Raw genomic sequence first — 24,388 nt, 5'->3', positions numbered from 1 at the left:
GTGTCCTTGATACAATTGTATTAAGGAGGAAATTTATGAACAATAAAGCCATTACATCCCTCACTTTAGGCATTATGTCCATTTTTATTCCAATAGTCGGCCTGATCATCGGCATTTTCGGTCTCATCTATGCCAATCAATCTTTTAAGGAAATGAATGAGGTTGAATCAGAAGGAAAGAACTTTGCCATCGGAGGAAAAGTATGCAGTATCATAGGTATCTGTATCCAGGCAGGGGTCCTTCTATTGATTGTTACTGGATTTTTCTTATTTTCTTCTTTTAAGAGTTTTGTATTATGAAGAAAAGCCCAAATGTCTTTCAAATTTGAAGGACGTTTGGGCTTTTCTTTAATATCAGTCCATCCCGGAGCGAGTCGATTGTTAGTCAGCAGTTTCACTTTTAGTCATTAAAAGAGCCAATAGTATCGCTAATACTCCAGCTGTCAATTTACCGACGATCACGGATAATATCATATCTTTTTCAACACCTGCTACGAATGCGAAATGACTGCCAAACACAAAAGCACCGCTTACCGCAAAAGCCGCATTCACTGTCTTCCCTCTGTCATCCATGTCCTTCATCGTCGCCAGCATTGGCAGATGATGAGCTAAAGAAGCGATCAGCCCCGTCATTGCTATAGTGTTTATGCCCATCTTCGCACTCATTTTCGCTAAACCTTTTTCTCCATGTTGATTGATAAAAGCAACTAATGGATAAGCACCTGCTAACGTCACAGTTATCCGACCGACGATAGTGACTCCTTCTGACAAAGGAGCCATCCCTGGTAAAAGAACCATTCCTGTCAATGTTTCAATAATAATCAGAGCTAAACCGGTGATGATGATCAGTTCTATAGTTTTTCCGAAATAAGAAAATAAGCGGATAGTCATATTTGTAAATAACCATAAACCAGCACCGATCACTACAGACAGAATGATGGCTGGTGTTAAATTGCGCAACATCCATAGCCAATCATAACCTGCGGTCCACCCTCCTATTAAACAGCCAATCGGGACGGTTACCAAGCCAGCTAGAATACCCTTAGCAAAAAAAGGACGATCTTTCTTTTTTACAATCGTCAAAGCGACCGGAATGGTGAAAACGAGGGTAGGTCCCATCATCGTCCCTAACAAAGACCAGGAAAATACCGCCGCTCTTTCCTCCAATGCCAGTGAACTTGCTAGAGGGTACGCTCCCATATCAATAGCCAGCAGCATGGAGGCGAACATGGAAGGGTCTGCACCGAACCAATGAAAAAGGGGAGAAATAATCGGCGCCAGCCATCTCGATAGTACAGGAGCAAGGGAAATGATTCCGACCATGGATAAGGCTAATGGACCCATCATCATGAAGGCTTCATAAAACCTCCACCCTAAAGATAAACGATGATTAAGGACATAGTAATCCAAAGCCCCGAGCATCATGAATATGCACATAACAATTAAAATGCCATCATTGAACCACACGCTGCCTCCCTCCTTTTTCAGACTACTGACGATTGACCTTTCACCAAATCCTGAAAGTTATTAAATATTTTATAATTTCATGGACGATAAAAAAAGACCTCTTTTTCAAGAGACCTTAAATTTAACTTCAGCCAATTCCACAAGCGACGGAACCGTTTTTTTGTAAATATTTCTGATGGTGTTCTTCTGCCTCATAGAAAGTCGTCGCTTTCTCGACTGTTGTGACAATCCGACGTTTGAAGACTCCTTTTTCTTCCCACTCTTTAATCTTTTCATCCGCAATATACTTTTGACTTGCTTCAGAATAGAATATAACTGAACGATATTGGTGACCTATATCAATCCCCTGTCTATTACGAGAGGTCGGATCATGAGCTTCAAAAAAGATATTCACCAGTTCTGCGTAAGTGATCACTGTTGGATCATAATTGATTTTCACCGCTTCTGCATGTCCTGTACCGCCTGCTTTTACCTGCTCATATGAAGGGTGTTCTAATTTGCCGCCTATATAGCCGACTTTAGTCATTGTGACTCCTTCGAATTTTTCAAAGAAAGCTTCTACACCCCAAAAACATCCTGCACCGAAAATAGCTGTTGCCATTTGACATCGTTCCTTTCCCTTAACGCAACTTCTTCCGAGAGCCTGACGGTTTTAATTAACCAAAAGACCCCTTTTCTTATCCAGTAAGAAAAGGGGTCGCTAATATCCGCACGATCCTCTCATCTCTTAGGATGTTAACCATCCTACAGGAATTGGCACCGTTCTCGTCAATCCTTGGATTGATTCGATGGTTGCCGGGCATCAAAGGGCCAGTCCCTCCGCCTCTCTGGATAAGAAGTTTCCGTTATTTATTTTTTGTTAATTATCATCCTACAATGTTTTTGTATCGAAGTAAAGGATTACTGCTTAAAAATTTTCAAAAACAGCCTATCCCATTCTCCTGCTACCATTGTATTCACAGAGTACCATACTCATGCCTGTCCGAAAAAAAATGTGCTTTTTCACTGACTTCCTGTGGTATGAACCTCCTCAAACGGCTGGACAATCACAAAACCGTCCCCTTCAAACTCCATTTGGATCGATTCACCACTTCCCCGTCCGATAAACGTTTTGAAACTGATATCCGTCTTGAAATCAGGTTCTAGATGACCGGACCAAGCAACCGTTGCGTGCGGGTCTGTGATGACCGGTTGACCGGGTCGTACAAGTAAAGTCAATGGTTCATAATGGGAAGTGATCGCCACACGGCCACTGCCCTTCAAGGTCACATTGAATAATCCTCCTGAAACCATCCCGGCAACTTTTTTCATCAACTTGATATCCCATTCAATACTTGGCTCAAAAGCAAGTAAATCATTTCCATTGACCGTAATTGCTTCATTGTCTAAATCGAAAATCGTTATTTTCTTTCCTTGATCGGCGAGGTAAAGTCGTCCGCGTCCGGTAGCTTTCATCAACGAACTGCCTTCCCCTGTCACTGCCTTTTTGAAAAGGCGACCGACTCCATGTTCTAATATCCCTTCGCGTTCGAATTTGATGCCCCCATTATAAGAAATCATCGATCCTGCTTTAGCCCAAACCTGATCAAGTAAATTGACTTCTAAAATCCTTGGAGTTTCTAACTCAAAATAATCATTTTCTGTATCATCCTGTTTTGTCTGCCTTATGAACTCATTAATCGAATAATTACTCATCTCTTCTCCTCCTTATGTATGCTCCCTTTTATTCTATGATAAAGGGCTTCCCTATACCATGATGGAGTGATTCCAAGTGAAATTGCGCTTCCCTTATAAGCTTGCAGTTATTACACTGCCACTCTCTTTCAATGGAATTCACTTAACGAGAAACACGACAACCCCGATAAACAAGAGGAAAATCGAGAGTGAAAACATGATTTTCTTCATAATTACGCCACCTTTACTTATATACGTACATAGTAAAGCAAAGTTTCAAAGGATTTGAGGTTTCTTATAAGAACAATCCGTTTTTATTATGATAGACTCGAGGTAAACTTAATGGTGAAAGGAAGAGTTTTCATGTATGGCTTAGACGAAAAAAGAAATCAAGTGTTAGACTTTGTAAATGAAGTACCTGAAGAACAAGCACATCTTAAACCTGGCGAAGATCAGTGGTCCATATTAGAAGTACTTGAACATCTTTATTTGATGGAACAACTTGTCGTTTATCAAATTAACCAAGCCATCAAACAAGGTGACGACCACCAGGCTTCCGAAAAGCCTCTCCATCGTACGACGGACCGGGACTATAAAGTGGAAGCTCCCGCTTCGGTGCGGCCAAAAGGAGAATTCATGAACCTTGATGATGCCAAGGAAGGGTTGAAAAAGACCCGGGAGTCCACTCTATCCCTCGTTAATAATAAAGAGCAGGAAACCTTGAAAAATCGTGCTTTTCCTCACCCAGCATTCGGTGATCTGAGTTTGGAACAATGGATTGAATTCATTGGATGGCATGAATTACGCCACTTGGATCAAATGAAAGAAGTGAGAGCGGCACTCAATCATTAAAATACGTATGATTACTAGATGAATTTCTTCGCGAGAAAAACGAAAACCCCTGAGTCATTGCGTAATGACTCAGGGGTTTCCGTTTATTCTTGAGCTTTATAATCCTTCGGTTTGATTTCTTCTCCATTCTTGCCAGAATAACGAAGCCCCCAGCCTGTCCAGGCAGCGATGAACATGACAATCAATAGTCCCCAGCCCTGAAAAACGAATGGGAAGACTTCTGCAGGGCCGACCACAGGAAGGAAATCATATTGCTCTGCTGCACCTTGAACTGTTGCCCAGGCGAGCAGGACTCCACCACTCCAAGGGAAAATATAACCGAGAGAGGATGTGACAGTATCCAAGAAGTTCGCCCGGCGGTATGCATGAATATTCAATTCCGTCCCTAACTTCCTTACGAATGGCGCCGCAGCTATTTCTGCCGCCGTATTGATTGTAATAAACATATTCAAGAAAGCAACGATTCCGAAAATTGACAACTCAGCCCGACGGACGACATTATTGATAATTCGAAGGAAAAAGTTCTTGATAACGTCCATCGTTCCAGCCACTTCCAATAAATAAGCCGCCGCTAAGATGAATAAGATCAATATCGCCATATTGAAATATCCACCGATTCCATTAATCAAAGCACCTTCAACAACTGCTTCACCAGCGTCGTTTTTATAAATATGAAGCACTTCAGTCAATGATCTTCCACTCAGGAATATGAATACCACGGATGCTAGTATGCCCCATGAAAGAGAGGTCAATAAGTGTTGGCCACTCAGTGCCAAATAAAGCACCAAAATGAATGGCACCAACATGAGCAATCCACTTGGTGAAACTTCATTTTGTAATTGATTGACGACTTGCTGGCTTCCAGCGTCGCCACCTCCACCTAAAATAACAAATAATATAAGTGCTGGGATAGCTGCTGCTATAGAATATTTGAACCTTGAGCGAACGACTCCAGGAACATCCGCTTCCTGGGTTGTGGCGGAAACAATGGTGGTGTCTGAGACAGGTGCCAGGTTATCACCGAATACCGCACCACTCAAAATAGCTGCTAACAAAATAACAGGGTCTGCACCTAGTATGACCCCTGCTGGATACATAAGTACACCGAAAGTTGCAACCGTCCCGTAACCAGTACCGACGGCTGTCGCAAATAAACCGGCCAAAAGAAAAGTGATTCCGACGAAAGCTCCGCCTTCAAGGCCAGACTGGAATCCGAACCAGATCAGTCCGTCCACTAATCCACCTGCAGAAAGCATATTGGCGAACATCCCAGCCCAAAACCAGGCAATAATCGCCACGACCCCGACCGGCTGTGCCATTCCTGAAATCAGGCTTTGAGCGTAATCCGCCCATTTAGATTTACAAAAAAATAGTCCTAGTGCTATACCAATGACCATTCCCAATACAAGTGCTTGTTCAGTCACGAGTTCAGTGATACTTAACACAATCGCCCATATAATGAAAAACACTAAAGGGATGGTGGCGGCAAATACGCCTCCCCGAAACTCTAATCGTTGAATGGATTTTTCTCCTAATGCTTCATCGATAACTTGATCTTTTTCTTGATCTGCCACTAGACTCCCTCCTCCATTTTATACATTACTGCACCATTACAGTTTAACACCTCCACCCGTCCTTAATAAATAGCGAATATTTAACACTTTAAAGTAAATAAGTGGCAATAATAAGGATAGTTTTAATATATAATTGTTAGTTATTATACATTAGTGTATTATATACAGTATAAGGAGAGGTGAAATTATGACCAGGCTATCTCAATCATTGATTACAGAAATGAGGAGAGGGTATCTGACTTTAGCCGTCCTCAGTCAGCTCTCCTCTCCCCAATACGGTTACTCTTTAGTCCAAAGACTAGAATCCTCAGGTATCGCTATTGATCAAAGCACCCTTTATCCGCTTCTCCGTCGTTTAGAAAAACAAACACTTGTAACTAGTACATGGAATACGACCGAAAGCCGACCTCGAAAATACTATGTGCTCAGCACTTATGGAGAAAAAGTGTTTAAAGAACTGAAAGAGGAGTGGAAAAAGACGACATCTGAACTAAACAACCTATTGCAAGGAGAGGAAGATTATGAATCTCATTGATTTGTATATCCATGAAGTGACCCGCCGTCTGCCTGAAAAAAACAGGGATGACATAGAAATGGAGCTCCGTTCGACGATCTTAGATATGTTGCCAGAGGAGAACTATACAGAGGAAGAGATAAAGAAAGTTTTAGTAACACTCGGTGACCCGGCACTGCTTGCAAGTCGATACAATGATCGCCCTTCCTATTTGATCGGGCCGGGTTTATATGACAAATATTTGTCGATATTAAAAATGGCGATGCCTATCATTCTCTTCATCATTCTTTTAGTGACGGCAATTGAAGAGATTTTCATTTATTCAGGTGATACTGGTTTGTTTTCCATTTTCGCAGGATTACTCGCTGAATTATCGGGATCTGCCATCAATGCAGCGATCCACGTATTTTTCTGGATTACAATTGTGTTCATTTTGATAGAAAGGTTCGCTCCCCGAAAGGAAGAGCATCAAAATATTTTCAATAGAAAATGGACACCGGAACAGTTGAAAGAACGTCCTATCATCCACGAGAAACGTGAAATAAAAAGATGGGAGGTTCTTCTAGGATTATTATGGACGGCTATATGGGCATCATTGTATTTTAATACCCCCAGGTTGATTGCCATTTATGAGAATTCGAATAATGGCTTACAATTTGCGACCTCTATTATTAATGAAGACATCTTGCTTGCCTATTGGGGTATTGTCAGCCTGTCCGTTGTACTGGAGATCGGTATAGCTGTTTATAAATGGCGGGTACGACAATGGACGAAACGCCTTGCATGGATCAATGCATGTACCAATGCAGTCTTTTTTATTTTCGCTTGGATCATAATCACCGATCCCAGACTATTCAACAATAGTGCCATCAGGATAATAGGAGATAATTTAAATATGGAAAGCACGGAGGTTCTAATTTGGTTAGGGGTCAGTGTGCTGATTGGTATAGCCATTGCCTGCATGATCGATTCCTATGAAGGATTCAAAAAAGCTTATAAAGGGATCAAAAAGAACCAGCAGTCAGAGGGAAAGCTGAATGATTGAATTAAAACCATTCACGGCGGATGATTATGACCAGCTGATTCAATGGGTCGACACCCCTGCCTTTCTGATGCAATGGGCCGGTCCCACCTTCCATTATCCTTTGAATAAAGAACAGTTGAAGGATTATTCGCAAACCAGTGATCGCATCTCATTTAAAGTTATTCACAAGAATAGCGGGGAAACCACAGGGCATATTTCAATAGGACGCATCGATCCCGAACAAAGAAAAGCTCGCATTGGGAAAATCATGGTTCCTTCTTCGAAACGCGGACGTGGTCTCGGCACAGAAATAATGAAGAAGATGTTAGCATTCGCGTTCAATGAATTATCCTTGAAAGAAGTTACACTGGGAGTATTCGATTTTAATACAGCAGGCATTTGTTGTTATGAAAAAGTTGGTTTCAAAAAGAAAAACCTCCTGAGAAACCATCGAAAAGTCGGAAATGAATATTGGAACCTTCTTGAAATGAGTATGACCAAAATGGAGTGGGAAAAAAACAAGCAGGGGTGAACAATTGATGTTCACCCCTGCTTGTTTTTTACTTACTCTTCTTTACCCTTTAAATGGATAAGAGGGCATGCCTTTTGTCTTCGTAGAAACTTTGAAAAGGCCTCCTGCTTCCGGATATTGTTCCAATTGATCCTCTGTCATGTCTTTTCTTGCGGTAGTGATAAACAATTCATTCCGGTCTTTTCCCCCGAAAACACAGCAGGTGACGTTAACAGCCGGTACAGAGATGAATTCAAGTTTCTCCCCTGTCTCAGGGTTCCATTTCGAGACTCCCCCACCACCCCAGTGAGCAATCCACAGCATGCCTTCTTCATCAACTGTCATTCCGTCCGGAAAGCCTTCTTCATCAGAAAAATGGATCACGGGTTTCGGATTCTTAACTTCCCCTGTGTCTAAATCAAAGTCGTAGTGGACGACTTGTTCTGTCGGTGTATCAATGTAATACATCGATTTGAGGTCAGGTGACCATCCAAGTCCATTTGAGGTACTTACACCTTCTATTTTTTTCATAAGTTCAAGATCAGTTCCCAAGCAATAAAGCGAACCCTCGCCTGGATTTCCGTCCAACTCCATTGTGCCGGCCCAGAATCTTCCGGCAGGATCACATTTTCCATCATTAAAACGATTTTCCGGCATATGCTCTTCCGGATCAACAATCGGGTCTAATTTTTCTGATATCCAATTATAAAAATAGATGCCTTGTTCTAATCCCAGGATAACTCCCTCACTTTCCCGCGGAGCGATGGTGCCAGGCATTTGATTTAATTCAACCGTTTTATTTTCATTTTTTGCAGGGTCATACTGATGAATCTTTTTTTGCAGAATATCCACCCAATAGAGGACTTCTTTCTCTGAGTCCCAACTCGGGCCTTCTCCCAGCGACGACTTGGTATTCAAAACTAATTCGACAGCCATATAAACCCTCCTGAATGTGGCTTATGTTTCATGGTAACATTTATTTCCTGTTCAAATGCACAAGCAATCATTTTGTCATTTAATCTTAAAAAAATTACAATGAAAGTAATCAAACCTACCTTCTTAAAAAGGTAGCGCTTACAAATATGATTATAAATACATTTACCATTTTTTTCAGAATAAAACTCATTTTAACCACTGATACTATCACGATTCCAAGCATTTGACTATACAAATTATTCTGATAACATTATGAAACACATAGACAATCAAAATTACTTAAAGAACTGACAGGAAGGTGAAAGTGTGACTACCGTAAAAAATACGAACGATCATACGACTCCACTAAGACGTGATATCCACGCATTAGGAAAAATGCTTGGTAACATTCTCGTCCATCATGGGGGAGAAGAACTGCTGAATAAAGTAGAAACGATACGTCAATTGACGAAAGACCTGCGTAAAAACCCAGATCCATCAACTTATGAACAACTGAAAAAAGAAATGCAAAGCCTCGAACCACCAATGCGCTCCCAAGTCATCCGCGCATTCTCAATTTATTTCCACCTCGTAAACATTGCTGAGCAAAACCACCGAGTTCGCCGCCGTCGCGAATATCAGCTGCGTGAAGATCATGGGGCACAACCATTCTCTTTAGAGAGCGCTGTCCTTAACTTGAAAAACAACGAATTTTCTAAAGATGTCATCCAGGATGTGCTGGACAAGCTATCCTTAGAGTTGATTATCACTGCTCACCCTACGGAAGCAACAAAACGGACAGTTTTAGAAATTCAAAAACGGATTGCTACCATTCTACAGCAGCTGGATCACCCGCAAATGACACTAAGTGAACGTGAAGATTTACAAGACAGTTTACAAAACGAAGTAACTGCCCTATGGCAAACTGACGAGCTTAGGGAACGCAAACCGACTGTCATGGATGAAGTGCGGAATGGCCTTTATTATTTCGATGAAACGCTATTCGACGTACTTCCAGATATTCACCAGGAGCTTGAAGCCCGTTTGGAAGATCACTATCCGGATGAAGATTGGTCTGTACCGAACTTCCTTCGCTTCGGGTCATGGATCGGCGGTGACCGTGACGGAAACCCGAATGTAACACCTGACATCACGTGGCAGACCCTGCAAAAACAACGTAAGCTCGTCCTGAAGAAATATGACGCAGTGCTTGTGGAATTGATGAAGCGTTTCAGCCATTCTTCCGCTCAAGTAACGGTGACAGATGAACTGAAGGACGCCATTGAAAACGAAGAACCAATGCTTCCTAAAGGGAAGAAATGGCGTGTCGAAAAAGAGATTTACCGCCGTAAATTCGCGATTATTTTAGAACGTTTACGTCAGGTCGGTCAATCAGAAATCGGCTATGATTCTGAAGAACAGTTACTTGATGACTTACGGCAAATTCGTGATAGTGCAAAAACTCACCAGCCTGGAAAGAACGAATTGAAAAAGCTGCGTAAGTTGATTCGTCAGGTGGAACTATTCGGTTTCCACTTAGCTACTTTGGATATCCGTAACCATAGCGGTGAACATGAATCAGCTGTAACGGAACTATTGCGTAAGGTGGGGATTCAGAATGATTATGCTTCCCTATCCGAAGAGAAAAAACTAGAGGTTCTTCAAGAGGTATTGAAAGACCCGCGACCGATTTCCTTATTGAATGAAGACTATTCAGAAGCCACCCAAGAAATGTTGAACGTCTTCCAAATGATCCGCAAAGCACACTTGGAATATGGCAAACGCTCAATTGAAGTGTATCTGATCAGTATGACTGAGTCTGCAAGTGATCTATTGGAAGTTCTTGTGCTCGCCAAAGAAGCAGGTATTTATCGTCTTCACGCCGATGGTACTGTTGAAAGCAACCTTAATATTGCTCCATTGTTAGAAACCGTCGATGACTTAGTGGCTGGTCCAGAAATTTTGAAAACATTGTTTGAAATGGATGTTTATCATAAACACTTGAACAAACGAAGCAATCACCAGGAAATTATGCTGGGGTATTCTGATGGCAGTAAAGACGGTGGTACACTAACCGCCAACTGGAGGTTGTACAAAGCCCAACAGGAAATTCACGATATGGCCCGCGAGTACAACGTAGGACTTAAGTTCTTCCACGGACGCGGCGGATCATTAGGTCGCGGCGGCGGCCCATTAAACCGCAGTCTGCTTTCCCAGCCGGCTGAAACATTAGGCGATGGGGTGAAGATTACCGAGCAAGGTGAAGTACTATCCTCCCGTTACTTATTGAGGGATATCGCTTATCGTAGCCTTGAACAAGGTGCTTCTACTCTTCTTGAAGGTGCAGCAAATGTTTCACAAGAATCAGAGCAGGCTTACCATCGTGAAGAAGCATGGGAACAAGCGCTTGAAGATATTTCCGAAATTTCTCTGAAAAAATACCAGTCACTTGTGTTCGGGGATAAAGATTTCTTGACTTACTTCAACGAAGCAACCCCATTACAAGAAATAAGCGAATTGAACATCGGATCCCGCCCGATGAAACGAAAAGACAGTTCAAAGTTCGAAAATTTAAGAGCGATTCCCTGGGTATTCTCCTGGACCCAGAACCGTCATCTGATTCCTGCATGGTACGCATCTGGGACAGGCCTGACAGAGTATGCTGATCGCAGTGTGGAACATCTAGAGAAACTTCAAAAAATGTATCAGAATTGGCCGTTCTTCCGCTCCACCATCAACAACTTACAGATGGCTTTGACAAAAGCGGATATTCAAACAGCTAAAGAATACAAAGCGCTCGTTAATGACGAAAAACTTGGCGAACGAATTTTCCAAAACGTCGTCAATGAGTATGACCGCACAAAGGATATTCTCCTCCGGATTACAGGAGATGCGGAACTGCTCGACCACCAGCCGACAATCAAAGAATCTGTCCGTCTGCGTAACCCTTATGTTGATCCACTCAACTTTTTGCAAGTGGAATTGATAAAAGAATTGCGCAACGTTGAAGATAAGAATGACAATATCCTGACAGAAGTATTGCTGACGATAAGTGGTATTGCGGCAGGACTGCGGAACACCGGTTGATTGTTAAAATGATAACTTATTAATAAGAGGCTGTAACAAAAGAAAATTTCAGCTAGAAAACCCGAACGAATTTTTTCGTTCGGGTTTTCTTTATGAAGCAATAAATGCCTACGCCGCTCCGGCAGCATTTGATCCATTCTCCCCTATTGTTCGTCTTTTCCAGTGGCAGTTAGTATTTTGACCCAGCCCCTTATTTAATGATATATCCGCTAAAGAATTTTTAATGATTTGGCAGGGTTGAAGAATCTATACTGAAATAATAATCAGGAAACTATTCCCTTACCTGTACGATGGCAGTGTCAGGGGAAGTGTTGATATATTATTATTTCCTGAATTACTACAAAAGAACTCAGCCATGAAAATGGCTGAGTTCCAGTTATTAATATAGTTTACCCTGGCGATACATGATTGTAGAAAGTTTCATCACGGAATGGATATAACAATTTTGACGCAGCGGGAACGGATCCCCGAAAAATTGCGGTAAAATCGTATCCATCGTCACTTTCATTTTATCGTATAGGCGTTTGAACACTTCTTCTTCAGTCAGGAATTGGGCTTCTCTGCCCTGGACCCATTCATAATAGGAAACGATGACACCGCCGGCATTGGCTAGAATATCCGGGATAATCAGTATTCCTTTATCCGCTAAATAAGAATCTGCTTTTTCTGTAATCGGACCGTTGGCACCTTCAACGATGATTTTTGCTTTGATATTCTCCATATTGTCTTCATGAATTTGGTCCTCAAGTGCTGCAAGAATAAGGACATCTACATCCATTTCCAATAGATCATCACGATTCTTTATTTCTGCTTTCGATTCACATTCTACTAACTCTTCTTCATTTTTAGGAAGTTCACCGTCATGATCTTCAGTGAACTTAACAAGCGCGGGGATATCAAGTCCATCCTCATTGTACAGCATCACATTCGCATCACTTACGGCTACCACTTTGTTTTGAAGATAATTGCACTGGTAGGCCTCTAAGGCTGCCACAGACCCAAGGTTACCGAAACCCTGCACTGCAATTTTAGATTTCTTTTCAACATGATCGAGAGCTGCATGAGCGAAAATATTTTCAGTATCACCTAACCATTTTTTATTTTCTTTCACAAAGTTATGCATCATATAGCGGAAAGTGAAATACACGCCTTTTCCAGTGGCTTCACGACGTCCGAGCGAACCACCATTTACAACACTCTTTCCTGTAAAACTGTTACGATATGGCTCTCCTGGGTGAATGTTTTTGAATTCCCCCATCATCCAGTCCATTTCTCTTTCACCTGTGCCCACATCCGGAGCCGGTATATCTTTATCCGGTCCGAGGATATCATTGAAATATTGCACATATTTTTTACAAATCAAGTTAAGCTCTTTGACTGTGTATTCTTTCGGATTGATGACTACACCGCCTTTTCCTCCACCAAAAGGAAGTTCATGCAATGCATTCTTCAATGTCATTAATTTGGCTAGATTAGCGACCTCCTCGTCGTTTACCGAATGGTGAAAACGAATACCACCTTTATAAGGTCCCACTGTATCACTGTGTTGGACCCGGAATGCGGGAATACGGACAATGGTCCCATTTTCTAAAGCTACCCTCAAAAAGGACTTATGTATGTGGTTAGGTGTTGAAAGAAGGGCAACTAAGGATTTATAAGCCTGATCGCGGGTCTGAGCCTTTAAATCAGGAAGAAACTCCTCATCTTCCATGACTGCTTTCAGTGATTCTTCTATAATCGATTGTTGTCTTTGCATATTCCGTCAGCCTCCGTTCTGATGATTTTGTCCTGTGATATTTCTCCTTGTCTAAAAACATCTTTCCCCATTTCAGCTTAATGAAACGTTTCCATCGGTTGAATTGACAAAAAACGCACTCACTCTAGTTCGCTGCAAATAAAAAACTCCCTTAAAGCAGGGAGTCTGAAAATGGTTATCCTAAAATATTATAGCCTGAATCCACATATACGATTTCTCCTGTTACGCCTCTGGAAAGGTGACTCATCATAGCGAGGGTCATGTCGCCCACTTCTTCTTGTGTGACATTCTTTTTAAGTGGTGAGGTTGCTTCAATTTTACGTAAAATCTCATTGAAGGACGGGACACCTTTAGCTGCCAGAGTACGGACAGCTCCCGCAGAAATAGCATTTACACGAATGTTGTTTTCACCCAGGTCAGCGGCTAAGTATCTGACTGCAGCTTCCAGGGAGGCTTTTGCCACGCCCATGACGTTGTATCCTTCTACCACACGTTCAGCACCAAGATAACTCATCGCAATCAGTGACCCGCCTTCTGTCATGTAAGGTTGACTTGCTTTAGCGACGGCAACCAGCGAATAAGCGCTTGTATCTTGAGCAAAAGCGAAACCGTCTCTAGAGGTATCAAGAAAATCACCTTTCAAATCCTCTGCATGAGCAAAAGCAATGCTATGACAGATCCCATGAATGACCTCAACTTTTTCACCAATGAATCGAAAAGCTTCTTGGATACTTTCATCACTGTTCACATCACATTGGATGATCGCTTCCGCTTGCAAGTTGTCTTCTTCTAAAAGCTTCTCCAACTTCGTCCGTGAGCGGTCTTTACGATATGTAAAAATCAGATTGGCTCCTGCCTGATAAAGGGATTTAGCCACACCCCACGCAAGGCTTCTTTTGTTAGCCACGCCCATGACTACGATATTTTTATCTTTCAATTTTAATAAGTCTTCCATAGTGACCTCCATCTAACACAAAGATTTCTTCTATCTTATCATAACAGCTCCCATACATCTTTAAGAAATGAGGAAGACAATTACAACCCTATCTGTCTCCCCTTCAGTTCGACATGGGCAAACCTTCCTTCCATCGTTTCGAAGACTTCCCCACCCTTAACGGGAACAGAATTTTGAAAGATAGGACCAGCAAAGACAAACGTATGGAATTCTCCATGTTCTCCACACTGGTCGATGTCGGCTGATATGGATGTAAGAAAATGACGATCATAGTGATGGCCGAGCCATTTGTGATCAAGTACCTCTGTATCAATAGTTGTCAACAATGCCTCATACCCAAGCTGAATAATATCTTCTGAGACTTTTGCTGAACCCTTTCCCCACAAAGGGTAATGTCCCTTCATTCCACCCTTTGTTAACAGCTGCTCTCGATACTTCCTTATATCTTCTAAGAAAAGATCTGCGTAGACAATAGTATCTATTCCATCCTTCTTGAAAGTATGCCATTGTTCCTTTAGTTTGTTTTCATATATCACATTTGACGCATGGGGAGGCAATGGAACTTCATAGAGCGGATGACCGACCGCATCCGCTTGTTTGCGCAGCCATGCTGTCTTCACTTCATGGATAGGCAAGCGTCCCGTTGCTTCAGAGGTTGTTGAAATCAAACCTTTCACTTCGTATCTTCTATCTTCTATCATCCTATGCAGAGCAAGAGCGCTATCTTTTCCGCCGCTCCAGGATACGATTACTTTTTCAGACATACGAAGGACTCCTTTCTATTAATCGAAAGCTCTGAGATCACTTTTTCCCTGTCCAGTAAGCTCCATCTTCCATATGTGCAAAAGGTAGATCTGTATCGACTTCGCCGTATATTTTCCGCTCACAGATGTCATCCCCCTCCAACCAGTTCATAAAATTGAGTTCAACCGGTTGCTGGTCACCACCAAGGGCGAACCAGCTCCTTAACTTTTGTGGTAAATAGCCGGATGTGTGGATCGTGCCCGCCCAGTTGTTGTATAGCTTGGAAAAAACACCTCGATTTGTATCGTTCATCAAACGGAATGCTTCGTAAGCGTCTTTCAACTGGTCACGATTTGAGTTGATCACATTCATTCTTTTCATCGAATCGACGAGATGATTACGGTTTTCCTTAGTCATGATTTCAAAATGATTTGTACACACATCAGATTGGCGTACTTCCACACCTCTCGGAGAAGCTTCGACCACAAAAGACTGGTTGGTTGAATCGAATACTGTGTAACTGAAAGAATGACGATGGGGTATATTCCGCAGCATTTCCGTTGCTTCGTGAACATCAGCGCATGATTCCAGTACCAAACGACCGATCATACAGCAAATGAAGCCAGCACCCGGACGTTTACGGTGCATAAAGTTATAGCCCATTACAAGTCCTTTTTCATTCATTCCATCCATCCGTCCTGTAATTCTCTGGGTCGGTCCGATAATTGCATAACCTTGATCCGTCGGTTGGAACAAACTATAACGCCCTTCATATGTTTTTGGCATATAGTCATAATTACGGATGAAATAACCCTCCCCCGTCATGATCGAGCACCCGGATCGTTTGTAGTCGATTCGGTACCCTCCAAATTCCATCATGACTCGTTCCATTGGCCATTCTAGCGCATCACGAAGTCCTAAAAGCTCATCCCATACACCAGGAGCGAACCGGGTGATTGCATCCCTCACCTCTTCTTCCTGCACAGTAAAGCGCGGTTTGCGAACGCGCCATTGCTTTTCACGATTACTCACAGTTAAAGACTTTTTTATCAAACTCCCTTGGTAGACCCCAAAATCATAATGAGTGCCCCGGAATTGTAATAGATCACTATGTATTTGTTTCATGCCAAATTTCCTTTCTTCTGCAAGACTGTGACTTTAATTTACCACTTTTCAATTTCTTCGACAAAGCAATCAGTCCCCCCTTTTATCTACACTTTGTTCGTCCTGGTAATGACTAAAGCTGGCTAATTGCTTACTTCAGGCTTCCCTCATCTTATTTTTTTCCTGTCCCACTTCTTTTTGAACTTCATGGATTAGTCCAGGGGAGTTCTTAATAATTTTTCCTATATAGAAAAACCCTCCTACTTTCTTTAATGCTTTGAAACGATAAATGGCATAAATGATTCCCGGTATTGATGAAAGTAACATCGCATAATAATCACCGATATAATCTCTGGTGATATTCCAAACAGCAAGTGGAAAAACGACATAACAAATCAAATCCAACAAAACAAACCGATTACTCTTCAAACTCTTTCCTCCCTCTCTTTTTATTTCCTTTAGATACGAATATAAGATGATTTTGTTTCAGTACTTTTATCTTGCTCCTCTTCTGGGTAAAGTAGTAAAAAGAAGAACTTTTGACTAAACGTATGAATAAATGCTTACTTCTTCTAGTTTTTCGACGCTTTTTTTGGTAGTCTTAAAAATGTAAGAAAACAGGAAGCGTTTTCGGATATTAGGGGGAATCACCTGCTGCGACAGGGATTCATTTAGTAAAAGGGCGGTGAAACAAAGATGAGAGAAGTCGTTATTTTGGGGGGCGGCTATGGTGGTATGAATATTTTGCACGGACTGCTCGATGATTTATCAGAAGATGTACATATTACCGTAATCGACCGAAACCCATATCATTCATTAAAAACAGAATTCTACACCATAGCAGCTGGTACAGAATCCGACCGTCATGCACGAGTGGATTTTCCAGAGCACAAGCAAGTAGACTATGTTTTTGATGAAATTGAAAAAATCGATACAGAAAATGAAAAGGTACTGATTAAAGGTGGAGTAGAAGCTATTCCATATGATTACTTGCTCATCGGGCTTGGCTGTGAAGACAATTATCATGGTATCGAAGGTGCGCGTGAATTTACAGAAAGTGTACAAACTTTCTCTAAGGCGAGAAGCGCTGGCTACGCTATTAACAATTTGAAAGCCTATGGAAAAGTAACCGTTGTCGGAGCAGGCTTGAGCGGCATAGAAGTTGCTTCAGAAGTTCGTGAAAGCCGGCCTGATTTAAACATCCGTTTATTGGACCGCGGTGAAACTGTACTAAAAGCTTTCGATTCGAAGATTCAAAATTATGTTGAAAAATGGTTCAAAGAGAATGGCGTGGAAGTAATCCACGGTGCTAATGTCGAATATGTTGAAAAAGACGGCGTATGTAACAATGGCGTATGTTACATCAATGATGTGACTGTCTGGACAGCTGGTGTACGTCCGAACTACCTTGTACGTGAATTGCCTTTTGAAAAAGACGACCAGGAAAAAGTGATTGTCAACGATTTTTACCAGGTCCCTTCCCATCAGAACGTTTACATTGTCGGAGATTGTGCTTCATCTGAACACTCTCCAAGTGCACAACTAGCAGGACAACAAGGTGAAAATGCAGCGGAAGTCCTCGCATCTGTTCTAAAAGGGCGAGTACCTGAACGTCCAAGTCATGTGAAGCTGAAAGGCGCACTCGGTTCTCTCGGAAAAAACGACGGTTTCGGCAATATGCTGCAAAAACCGATGACAGGTGTGCTCCCGAGGTTAGCTAAGTCAGGCGTCCTCTGGTTAAGCAAACGGCATTAAAAGTGCCTGCACATGTAATAAAAAGAGGCTGGGACGAAAGAATTTTTCCGCTAGAAAACCCGAACGAAATTCGTTCGGGTTTTCTTTATGAAACAATAAATGCCTACGCTCCATTTGATCCATTGCAACCTATTGTTCGTCTTTTCCTGTAGCAGTTAGTGTTTTGTCCCAGCCCCTTTTTTATCCTCAGCCTTTTCGAGAAGTCCACCCAAATATTCAGCCAATTCCAACATGCCATAAATACCTGCTTTTTCTTCTGCATCAGAATTGTAGTTTGTATTCGTGTTCACATCATAAGTGTACAAATTTCCGTCCTTGTCTTTAATCGCCTCAATACCAGCAACCTGGATATTCTGTTTTTTCAAAAATGCTTTATACTGGTCCACAATGGACGGATTGTAGTCTTCTAAAACTTCGAATTTCGCTTTCGTTTTTTGTGATTCAGCGTCAGTCGGGCAGTAAAGGTCCTCAATCGAACAAGCATCAGCCGGGCACAGCTCGAAACCTTCCGAGGTATCAACTTTAACTCCATAAACAAATTCCCCACCTACGAATTCATGACGCACAATATAGGGTTCAGGGGCTTCTATATATTGCTGAATCAGTGTAATCCCATCCACGGGATCTTCAAACGAATCACCATCCAAATATTCACGCAAGGCTTCTTTGGAATGGAAAAGTTGAACCCCTTGCCCTTTCCCTGCACGGTTGTGTTTCGTTATAAACGAATTCTCATCTAATTGGTGAGCGGCTTCCAGGATATTTTCTTTCCCTACTACTGAAATGGTTTCCGGGGTTTGAATACCGGCTTGATTCAAAGCCATATACTGATTGACTTTACTAACCTCTAACCGCAGCGCGCGACTTCCATTGACGACCGTACGATCGTGACGTTCCAGCCATGCCAAGACGGCCTCTGTAAATTCTGGTGCATAGCGGTGATCTCTTGTATGTGAAGAGGCACTGATCCGATTATAAAAAACCCCTTCCGGCGGCACACTTGTCAGGTCAAGGGTGCCTGCATCCAAATGCCACAACTCAAACGGAAGATTTAATTCTTTTAATCGCTGTGTTAAATGATCGGTCCACTCATCGTTCTCATGGAGAATGTAAATTTTGCTCATCGAACCGGCTCCTTTCTAAATAATTCTTACCTTCATTTTATCAATAAAACCTATAGGGTTACTAGGAATAAACCTCAATAAATTGAGAACCCGCTTTTCACTAAGGGAAAGCGGGTTCTTCTCCAAATAGTAATTATCCAGCTTTTGAAGTAATGATTTTCTTTTCTTTTCTTCCTTTATTCTTAAGGAGCTGCCTTATGAACCATAAAACGACAGCCAGCCAAATGATTGCACCAATCACCATTGAGGTAGAATAAGATAGGCCGAATCCTTCTGGAGCGTAAAAGATATACGAACTTACAACTGCTGTCATGAATAATGCAGGAACACTGCAAATCCAGTGGAACTTGTGATTTTTCAAAAGATACATAGCACCTGTCCAAAGCATGACTGTAGCGACCACCTGATTAGACCAGCCTACGTAACGCCAAAGAAAGCTGTAATCCATTTGTGTAAGCATAAACGTCGGTACTGCTACTGGGAGAGCGAATATGATAGGTATCCATTTACCATTCAAGCTCTTCTTACTCACTTGTCTTGCAAAATCGACAAGCATCATCCGTGAAGAACGTAAAGCGGTATCCCCAGTTGTGATCGGAAGAATAATAACTCCGAGTACAGCTAAAATGCCACCAAATGTTCCAAGTGTAGTTGTGCTGATTTCGTTGACCACACCTGCCGGGCCTCCATTAGCAAGGGCAGATTGCAAGCCTCCCGTACTGCCAAAGAAGGTCATTCCAGCAGCAGCCCAAATCAGCGCAATAATTCCTTCAGCAATCATTGCACCGTAAAAGACTTTGCGTCCTTCACTCTCTTTTTTCAGCGTACGGGCAAGGATTGGACTTTGGGTACTATGGAAACCTGAAATGGCCCCGCAAGAGATTGTTACCATCAACATCGGCCAAACGGGTAATTCTTCTGGATGGAGATTGCTCAACGTTAAGTTCGGAATAGGCTGATCGAAGAAAAACATGCCTACACCGATAGAAACAGCCATAAAAATCAAAACGGCACCAAAAATAGGATATACTTTTCCGATAATTTTATTGATTGGCAGCAATGTCGCTATTAAAAAATAAGCAAAAATGATCAGGATGGATGTGAAAAAACCGAGTGGTGTCACTTCTGCCATCAACTGGGCAGGCCCAGCTGTAAATGCAGCAGCTACTAATACCATCAAACCAATGGACAAAAGATTGATGATTGACTGGGCAGGTCTGCCTAAGTATTTCCCCACAAGACTCGGGTACTGCGCCCCGTTGTGTCTAAGTGATAGCATCCCCGAAAAGTAATCATGCACGGCTCCAGCGAATATCGAGCCGACAACAATCCATATAAAAGCGACCGGTCCATACAAAGCTCCTAATACTGCTCCGAAAATAGGTCCCAGCCCAGCGATATTTAGTAATTGGATAAGACTCGCTTTCCACCAGCTCATTGGCATGTAGTCAAATCCGTCATTTTTCTTGTATGCAGGGGTTGTGTTCTGATCATTGATTCCAAAGATCCGTTCGACAACTTTTGCATATACAAGATATCCGACTATTAGTAGTACAATTGATGCGATAAATGTAATCATCGCTGAGCCTCCTCTCAAACATTAATGTAAGGAGTATTCTAGCGATAGCTTTGTCGAAAAACAACCCATTTTCTGAAAATTGATTTTTTTATCTTTTTTTTCTTAGAAATAAAGCGTTTGCACTTAATTAGTATTAATATTTGAGTCCCCTCATAAACAGGGCCTCTTCTCTCGAATAAACTTCATATTGATTATTAAATGATTTGTGAAAAAAGTTATAGTGTTAACAAGAAATCATACCAGTCAAGGTGTAGGAAAAGAATGGTCGTGTAGTACATGATATCGCAGGTCGAAATTGAAAAATTCCACGAATTATAGAAAAAGACCCCCTGTGGATTCACAGGGGGTCATCATTTAAATTAAAAACCTGCCACCCTTTTTAGAAATGGTTAAGTTTCCCGCAGTCGTTTCCGAATGCAAGAGTGGCATTAAATTAAAGTTACCATAGAAACTTGGGCATTTCAACTTTTGGCATATGGAACTTGAACTTCAACTATGTATCCTTAATTAACACGATTCATATCGATTTGCACATCAGCTGTTCTTTTTCTGAATCGATTCAATAAACCATCTAATTCTTGAGAAATACGCACCAACTCTTCATCAGCAGGATTATTATTATATAACTCATACATACGAATTCGCAGTTCTTCAATTTGCTGTTCTAATTTCTCCTTGTACATAATGTTCACTCCTCTTAATTATAAAATACCCTCAATTGATGCGGTTAAACGATTATTTCCAAAACTTTTTCCGAGATGATTTCTTTAATTATCGAATGGGGATCTCTCTTTTCTTTTATCGGTCTTAGGGAGAATAACGTAAGCCTTTTTCACTATTTATTTCCGGATAAAAATGTCGTTTATTGCCCAGGAAATGAAAATAATTTCACATCAAGTCGAAAAGTGTTAGGATTAATGAAAAATAATCATAGGAGTGAATGTCATGTTCAAATCTGTATCTACTGATCAAGCCCCGAGCGCTATTGGACCTTATTCACAGGCAACCGACCTGGGAAACCTTATATTCATTTCTGGTCAAATTCCTTTGAACGCAGAAACAATGGAATTTGTATCTGATGATGTAAAAGAACAAACAGGACAGGTAATGAAAAATATTGGTGCCATCCTGAAAGAAGCTGGACTTACTTATCAAAACCTTGTCAAAATGAACATTTATCTTGATTCCATGGACAATTTCGCTATTGTCAATGAAGTTTATGCCAGTTACTTAAATGAACCATATCCTGCACGCGCAGCTGTCGAGGTCAGTAAACTTCCTAAAGGGGCAAAAGTTGAAATCGAAGCTATTGCCGCACGAGGGTAACCGGTCTTTTAGTACATTTGAAAATATGTGTTTTACAAACGGTAAAGTTGAATCATACTACCTATATAGAAGGAAAGCAGAGCATACAATTAGGCTCTGCTTTTTTAATCCTCATCTTTTACATCCGGGTCCTCCGGGATAGGTTCACTCAAATATTCTTGAATCATCATCCGGTACTTTTCCATTTGATCGAGATGGTTATCAAATTGATTTTTATTGATTAAATAGCGATCTCCGTCATGTAAGGTTTTGATTTTATTGTGCCGGATAAAATGCAAAATATAGTCTTCCGATAATTCCAAGTACGCGGCGGTTTCTTTGACTGTCAAATACATCTATTCACCTTCTTTACCACCTCAATAATATCATTTTTCCCTCCTCTATTCTATGACTAAAAAGCCCGGGGTTTGTTTCTTCCCCCTCAAGGGAAGGTTTATGATGGACAAACAAACTTATAAGTGGGTGTGATCATAATGGATGCATCAATGAACAACAGCAAGGAAATAAGAGAAGCCAAAGAAGAAATCAAGCCATGGATACGTCGAGTAGGGCGAGTCGGGTTCATGGCCAAGGGGACTGTCTACTTTTTCATTGGAATCCTGACGATAATGGCCGTGCTGGGCTTAGGCGGGCAAACAACCGGCACGAATGGTATGTTTCGTTCATTAGCCAGTATCCGGTTTGGGGAAGTCCTTCTTTGGGCAATCGGAACCGGATTGATCGGGTACATACTATGGATCTTCATCAAAGCATTCAAAGATCCTGAAAATCATGGAAATGATACAAAAGGTGTGATTACTCGCACCGGTTATTTAGTCGGCGGCATCATATATTCCGGCCTGGCTTACAATGCATTCAAAATTGCAATCAGCGTAGGAGCTGGAAGTGGGAATACAGAGCAGACCATGTCTGCCAGACTCCTTTCCCAACCCTTCGGTCAATGGATAGTCGGCCTCGTTGGAGTGATCATCATCGGTTATGGAATCTATGAGTTTTATCAGGGAGCCTCATGCAGCTTCATGAAAAAATTCCATATTAGCGATATGGATAAAAAGAAACAGAAGACCGCTAAAAATGCAGGACGCTTTGGTCTATCGGCTCGTGGCATAGTTCTTGGCCTCATAGGTTTCTTCTTCGTTCAAACGGCACTTTCTTCAAACCCCAACGAAGCTAAGGGGTTAGATGGAGCATTATCAGAGCTCTCTCAACAACCACACGGACAATGGCTCTTAGCTGTTGCTGCGGTAGGATTGATCCTTTATGGAATTTATCAAATGGTAAGAGGAAGATATACAAGAATGAACTTCGGAAAAAATGAATGATTCCAGATTAAAAGCGCAAGCGCCTTGTTCACCCCCGACAAGCTTAAGCAAACCTTTGAAGTGGCAGCGCTTTTTTGCCATTGCAAAGGGCTAGCTTAAGACCTCGAGGGGGTAGGCGCTGGAGCTGGATGAATTAAAAGCGCAAGCGCCTTGTTCACCCCCGACAAGCATAGGAACAATTGTTTCATCAATTTCCTGACAACAAAAAAAGCCTCCCCTGATCAGGGAAGGCTTTTCGAATTTTGTCGCGAATGTACCGACGACCACATTCGTCGTTTAGCTTTATAAAAAGCATATACTTCGTCTTACACAAACAGCTCATCGCTCTAATACTATACCATCCTATAAAATAGAAAGCAATGATATTTTTGCAAGACATCCTTTGTGCTATACTTGGTCATAAACACGATAGGAAGCAACTTCGGAAACAAAGGGATGATATGAGAACGGCTTCTGCAACTGGATTATGATAGACAAGATCTCGGGCTTAATTTTATAAATTACACTTGGTCTATTTACGATAAAAGAACAAACCTCAGGAGGATTATATGCTTACATTTGAAGAAAAGCTCAGCATCATCGAAGAATTCCCAGAACTTGAAAAGAAAGAAATTTCCCTTGGTCGTGTTAACTTCCACTATGAGGAAAGTCTTTATGAAAAGCAAATCGTCGTTTACCGCCTGCACCCGAATGGCAATGGATTTGTATTTGCTGGTGAGATCGAAGACCACCCCACAGATGACAAAGGAATGGTCAACATCAAAGATTTCAGTGCTGAAGGGCTTCGCGAACTTATCCGGGAGGCGATTGAATCCCTTTCCCTATCCCCTGCCGAGAAAAACCCCGTCATGGAAGAGTGGCTGAATACAAATGACCAGGCTCTCATACTGATGAGAGAAGACGATGGCTTCAATGTGTATGCAGATGAGCAGTTGGAAGGTGCGTTCAATTCTTATGAAGAAGCTGTAAACTTCCTGGAGCAAGAAGGGTTCAGCCGCTTATAAAAAACAGTCTGTCAGATGACATAGGATGAGTAACAGAGGAGAATGATTCCCACTCTGTTGCTCTTTTTTATGTCCTTTTGAGATTCACTTCTTTTCATAAAC

Annotated in this window: 24 protein-coding genes and 1 riboswitch; of the genes, 10 read left to right on the top strand and 14 right to left on the bottom strand. The window is 41.7% G+C overall.

All coding sequences use genetic code 11. From position 1 onward, the window contains the following. Positions 1-35 precede the first annotated feature (35 nt). Positions 36-299 carry a DUF4190 domain-containing protein gene (locus ACTWPX_RS08545; protein WP_443119363.1) on the top strand — a complete coding sequence of 88 codons (264 nt, stop codon included), beginning with the start codon at positions 36-38 and terminating at the stop codon, positions 297-299. Between the two features lie 81 nt (positions 300-380). Here ACTWPX_RS08545 and eutH read toward each other — a convergent pair whose 3' ends face one another. From eutH to ACTWPX_RS08530, 3 genes are all read right to left on the bottom strand, one after another. Further along, on the bottom strand, positions 381-1,466 hold the full coding sequence (eutH, locus tag ACTWPX_RS08540; RefSeq protein ID WP_443119362.1) for an ethanolamine utilization protein EutH: 1,086 nt from the start codon (positions 1,464-1,466) through the stop codon (positions 381-383). Positions 1,467-1,593: 127 nt separating this feature from the next. Then, complete coding sequence (gene msrA / locus ACTWPX_RS08535) at positions 1,594-2,067, bottom strand: peptide-methionine (S)-S-oxide reductase MsrA (RefSeq protein ID WP_443119361.1); 474 nt, start codon at positions 2,065-2,067, stop codon at positions 1,594-1,596. A gap of 116 nt (positions 2,068-2,183) precedes the next feature. Beyond that, positions 2,184-2,304, bottom strand: a riboswitch (SAM riboswitch). 164 nt (positions 2,305-2,468) lie between these two features. Next, complete coding sequence (locus tag ACTWPX_RS08530; protein WP_128524201.1) at positions 2,469-3,161, bottom strand: AIM24 family protein; 693 nt, start codon at positions 3,159-3,161, stop codon at positions 2,469-2,471. A 342-nt stretch (positions 3,162-3,503) separates the two neighbouring features. Here ACTWPX_RS08530 and ACTWPX_RS08525 point away from each other — a divergent pair, with 342 nt between their 5' ends. Then, positions 3,504-3,992, top strand: a complete 489-nt coding sequence (locus ACTWPX_RS08525) for a DinB family protein (RefSeq protein WP_443119360.1) — start codon at positions 3,504-3,506, stop codon at positions 3,990-3,992. A gap of 83 nt (positions 3,993-4,075) precedes the next feature. Here the strand turns inward: ACTWPX_RS08525 and ACTWPX_RS08520 are convergent, their stop codons facing one another. Beyond that, positions 4,076-5,566: a Na+/H+ antiporter NhaC family protein gene (locus tag ACTWPX_RS08520; RefSeq protein WP_443119359.1), complete on the bottom strand. Its 1,491-nt coding sequence runs from the start codon at positions 5,564-5,566 to the stop codon at positions 4,076-4,078. 187 nt (positions 5,567-5,753) lie between these two features. On the opposite strand from ACTWPX_RS08520, the gene ACTWPX_RS08515 reads away from it, so the two are divergent. The 3 genes from ACTWPX_RS08515 to ACTWPX_RS08505 are packed head-to-tail and all read left to right on the top strand — an operon-like array spanning position 5,754 to position 7,636. Next, positions 5,754-6,101: a PadR family transcriptional regulator gene (locus ACTWPX_RS08515; RefSeq protein WP_443119358.1), complete on the top strand. Its 348-nt coding sequence runs from the start codon at positions 5,754-5,756 to the stop codon at positions 6,099-6,101. After that, positions 6,088-7,125: a hypothetical protein gene (locus tag ACTWPX_RS08510; RefSeq protein WP_443119357.1), complete on the top strand. Its 1,038-nt coding sequence runs from the start codon at positions 6,088-6,090 to the stop codon at positions 7,123-7,125. The genes ACTWPX_RS08515 and ACTWPX_RS08510 overlap by 14 nt, the downstream gene beginning before the upstream one ends. Next, positions 7,118-7,636, top strand: coding sequence for a GNAT family N-acetyltransferase (locus ACTWPX_RS08505; protein WP_443119356.1), 519 nt, complete (start codon positions 7,118-7,120; stop codon positions 7,634-7,636). The genes ACTWPX_RS08510 and ACTWPX_RS08505 overlap by 8 nt, the downstream gene beginning before the upstream one ends. Before the next feature lie 42 nt (positions 7,637-7,678). Here ACTWPX_RS08505 and ACTWPX_RS08500 read toward each other — a convergent pair whose 3' ends face one another. Then, positions 7,679-8,551 (bottom strand): SMP-30/gluconolactonase/LRE family protein, encoded by an 873-nt coding sequence (locus tag ACTWPX_RS08500; RefSeq protein WP_443119355.1) that lies wholly within the window; start codon positions 8,549-8,551, stop codon positions 7,679-7,681. 306 nt (positions 8,552-8,857) lie between these two features. On the opposite strand from ACTWPX_RS08500, the gene ppc reads away from it, so the two are divergent. Then, entirely contained in the window at positions 8,858-11,617 is a 2,760-nt protein-coding gene (ppc, locus tag ACTWPX_RS08495; protein WP_443119354.1) for a phosphoenolpyruvate carboxylase, read from the top strand. 379 nt (positions 11,618-11,996) lie between these two features. On the opposite strand, the gene ACTWPX_RS08490 is transcribed toward ppc, so the two are convergent. The 5 genes from ACTWPX_RS08490 to ACTWPX_RS08470 form a co-directional block, all read right to left on the bottom strand. Then, entirely contained in the window at positions 11,997-13,373 is a 1,377-nt protein-coding gene (locus tag ACTWPX_RS08490) for a Glu/Leu/Phe/Val family dehydrogenase (protein WP_443119353.1), read from the bottom strand. 175 nt (positions 13,374-13,548) lie between these two features. Then, on the bottom strand, positions 13,549-14,328 hold the full coding sequence (gene fabI / locus ACTWPX_RS08485; protein WP_443119352.1) for an enoyl-ACP reductase FabI: 780 nt from the start codon (positions 14,326-14,328) through the stop codon (positions 13,549-13,551). Between the two features lie 80 nt (positions 14,329-14,408). Continuing rightward, a complete protein-coding gene (locus ACTWPX_RS08480; RefSeq protein WP_443119351.1) occupies positions 14,409-15,092 on the bottom strand; it encodes a diphthine--ammonia ligase in 684 nt (227 codons plus the stop codon). A 37-nt stretch (positions 15,093-15,129) separates the two neighbouring features. Then, complete coding sequence (locus ACTWPX_RS08475) at positions 15,130-16,197, bottom strand: C45 family autoproteolytic acyltransferase/hydolase (RefSeq protein WP_443119350.1); 1,068 nt, start codon at positions 16,195-16,197, stop codon at positions 15,130-15,132. A gap of 135 nt (positions 16,198-16,332) precedes the next feature. After that, the gene (locus tag ACTWPX_RS08470) at positions 16,333-16,605 is read right to left on the bottom strand and encodes a hypothetical protein (protein WP_443119349.1); all 273 of its coding nucleotides are present in this window, start codon (positions 16,603-16,605) and stop codon (positions 16,333-16,335) included. A gap of 267 nt (positions 16,606-16,872) precedes the next feature. Between ACTWPX_RS08470 and ACTWPX_RS08465 the strand changes: the two genes are divergently transcribed. Next, positions 16,873-17,931, top strand: a complete 1,059-nt coding sequence (locus ACTWPX_RS08465) for an NAD(P)/FAD-dependent oxidoreductase (RefSeq protein ID WP_443119348.1) — start codon at positions 16,873-16,875, stop codon at positions 17,929-17,931. A gap of 155 nt (positions 17,932-18,086) precedes the next feature. Here the strand turns inward: ACTWPX_RS08465 and ACTWPX_RS08460 are convergent, their stop codons facing one another. The 3 genes from ACTWPX_RS08460 to ACTWPX_RS08450 form a co-directional block, all read right to left on the bottom strand. Beyond that, on the bottom strand, positions 18,087-19,055 hold the full coding sequence (locus tag ACTWPX_RS08460; RefSeq protein WP_443119347.1) for an ATP-grasp domain-containing protein: 969 nt from the start codon (positions 19,053-19,055) through the stop codon (positions 18,087-18,089). A gap of 133 nt (positions 19,056-19,188) precedes the next feature. Next, on the bottom strand, positions 19,189-20,634 hold the full coding sequence (locus tag ACTWPX_RS08455) for a carbon starvation CstA family protein (RefSeq protein WP_443119346.1): 1,446 nt from the start codon (positions 20,632-20,634) through the stop codon (positions 19,189-19,191). A gap of 503 nt (positions 20,635-21,137) precedes the next feature. Next, a complete protein-coding gene (locus tag ACTWPX_RS08450) occupies positions 21,138-21,317 on the bottom strand; it encodes a Spo0E family sporulation regulatory protein-aspartic acid phosphatase (protein WP_443119345.1) in 180 nt (59 codons plus the stop codon). 262 nt (positions 21,318-21,579) lie between these two features. On the opposite strand from ACTWPX_RS08450, the gene ACTWPX_RS08445 reads away from it, so the two are divergent. After that, positions 21,580-21,960 (top strand): RidA family protein, encoded by a 381-nt coding sequence (locus ACTWPX_RS08445; RefSeq protein ID WP_443119344.1) that lies wholly within the window; start codon positions 21,580-21,582, stop codon positions 21,958-21,960. 104 nt (positions 21,961-22,064) lie between these two features. On the opposite strand, the gene ACTWPX_RS08440 is transcribed toward ACTWPX_RS08445, so the two are convergent. Then, positions 22,065-22,295: an excisionase family DNA-binding protein gene (locus ACTWPX_RS08440; protein WP_443119343.1), complete on the bottom strand. Its 231-nt coding sequence runs from the start codon at positions 22,293-22,295 to the stop codon at positions 22,065-22,067. A 138-nt stretch (positions 22,296-22,433) separates the two neighbouring features. Here ACTWPX_RS08440 and ACTWPX_RS08435 point away from each other — a divergent pair, with 138 nt between their 5' ends. Both ACTWPX_RS08435 and ACTWPX_RS08430 read left to right on the top strand, forming a co-directional pair. Beyond that, the gene (locus ACTWPX_RS08435) at positions 22,434-23,282 is read left to right on the top strand and encodes a DUF1206 domain-containing protein (protein ID WP_443119342.1); all 849 of its coding nucleotides are present in this window, start codon (positions 22,434-22,436) and stop codon (positions 23,280-23,282) included. Positions 23,283-23,830: 548 nt separating this feature from the next. Next, positions 23,831-24,286: a hypothetical protein gene (locus tag ACTWPX_RS08430; RefSeq protein WP_443119341.1), complete on the top strand. Its 456-nt coding sequence runs from the start codon at positions 23,831-23,833 to the stop codon at positions 24,284-24,286. The last annotated feature ends 102 nt before the right edge of the window (positions 24,287-24,388 follow it).

Source organism: Halobacillus sp. H74 (assembly GCF_052246715.1).
GTDB classification, from domain to species: domain Bacteria; phylum Bacillota; class Bacilli; order Bacillales; family Halobacillaceae; genus Halobacillus; species Halobacillus litoralis_A.
Note: the sequence above shows the minus strand (reverse complement) of the source record. Positions and strands in the feature narration are given on the sequence as shown.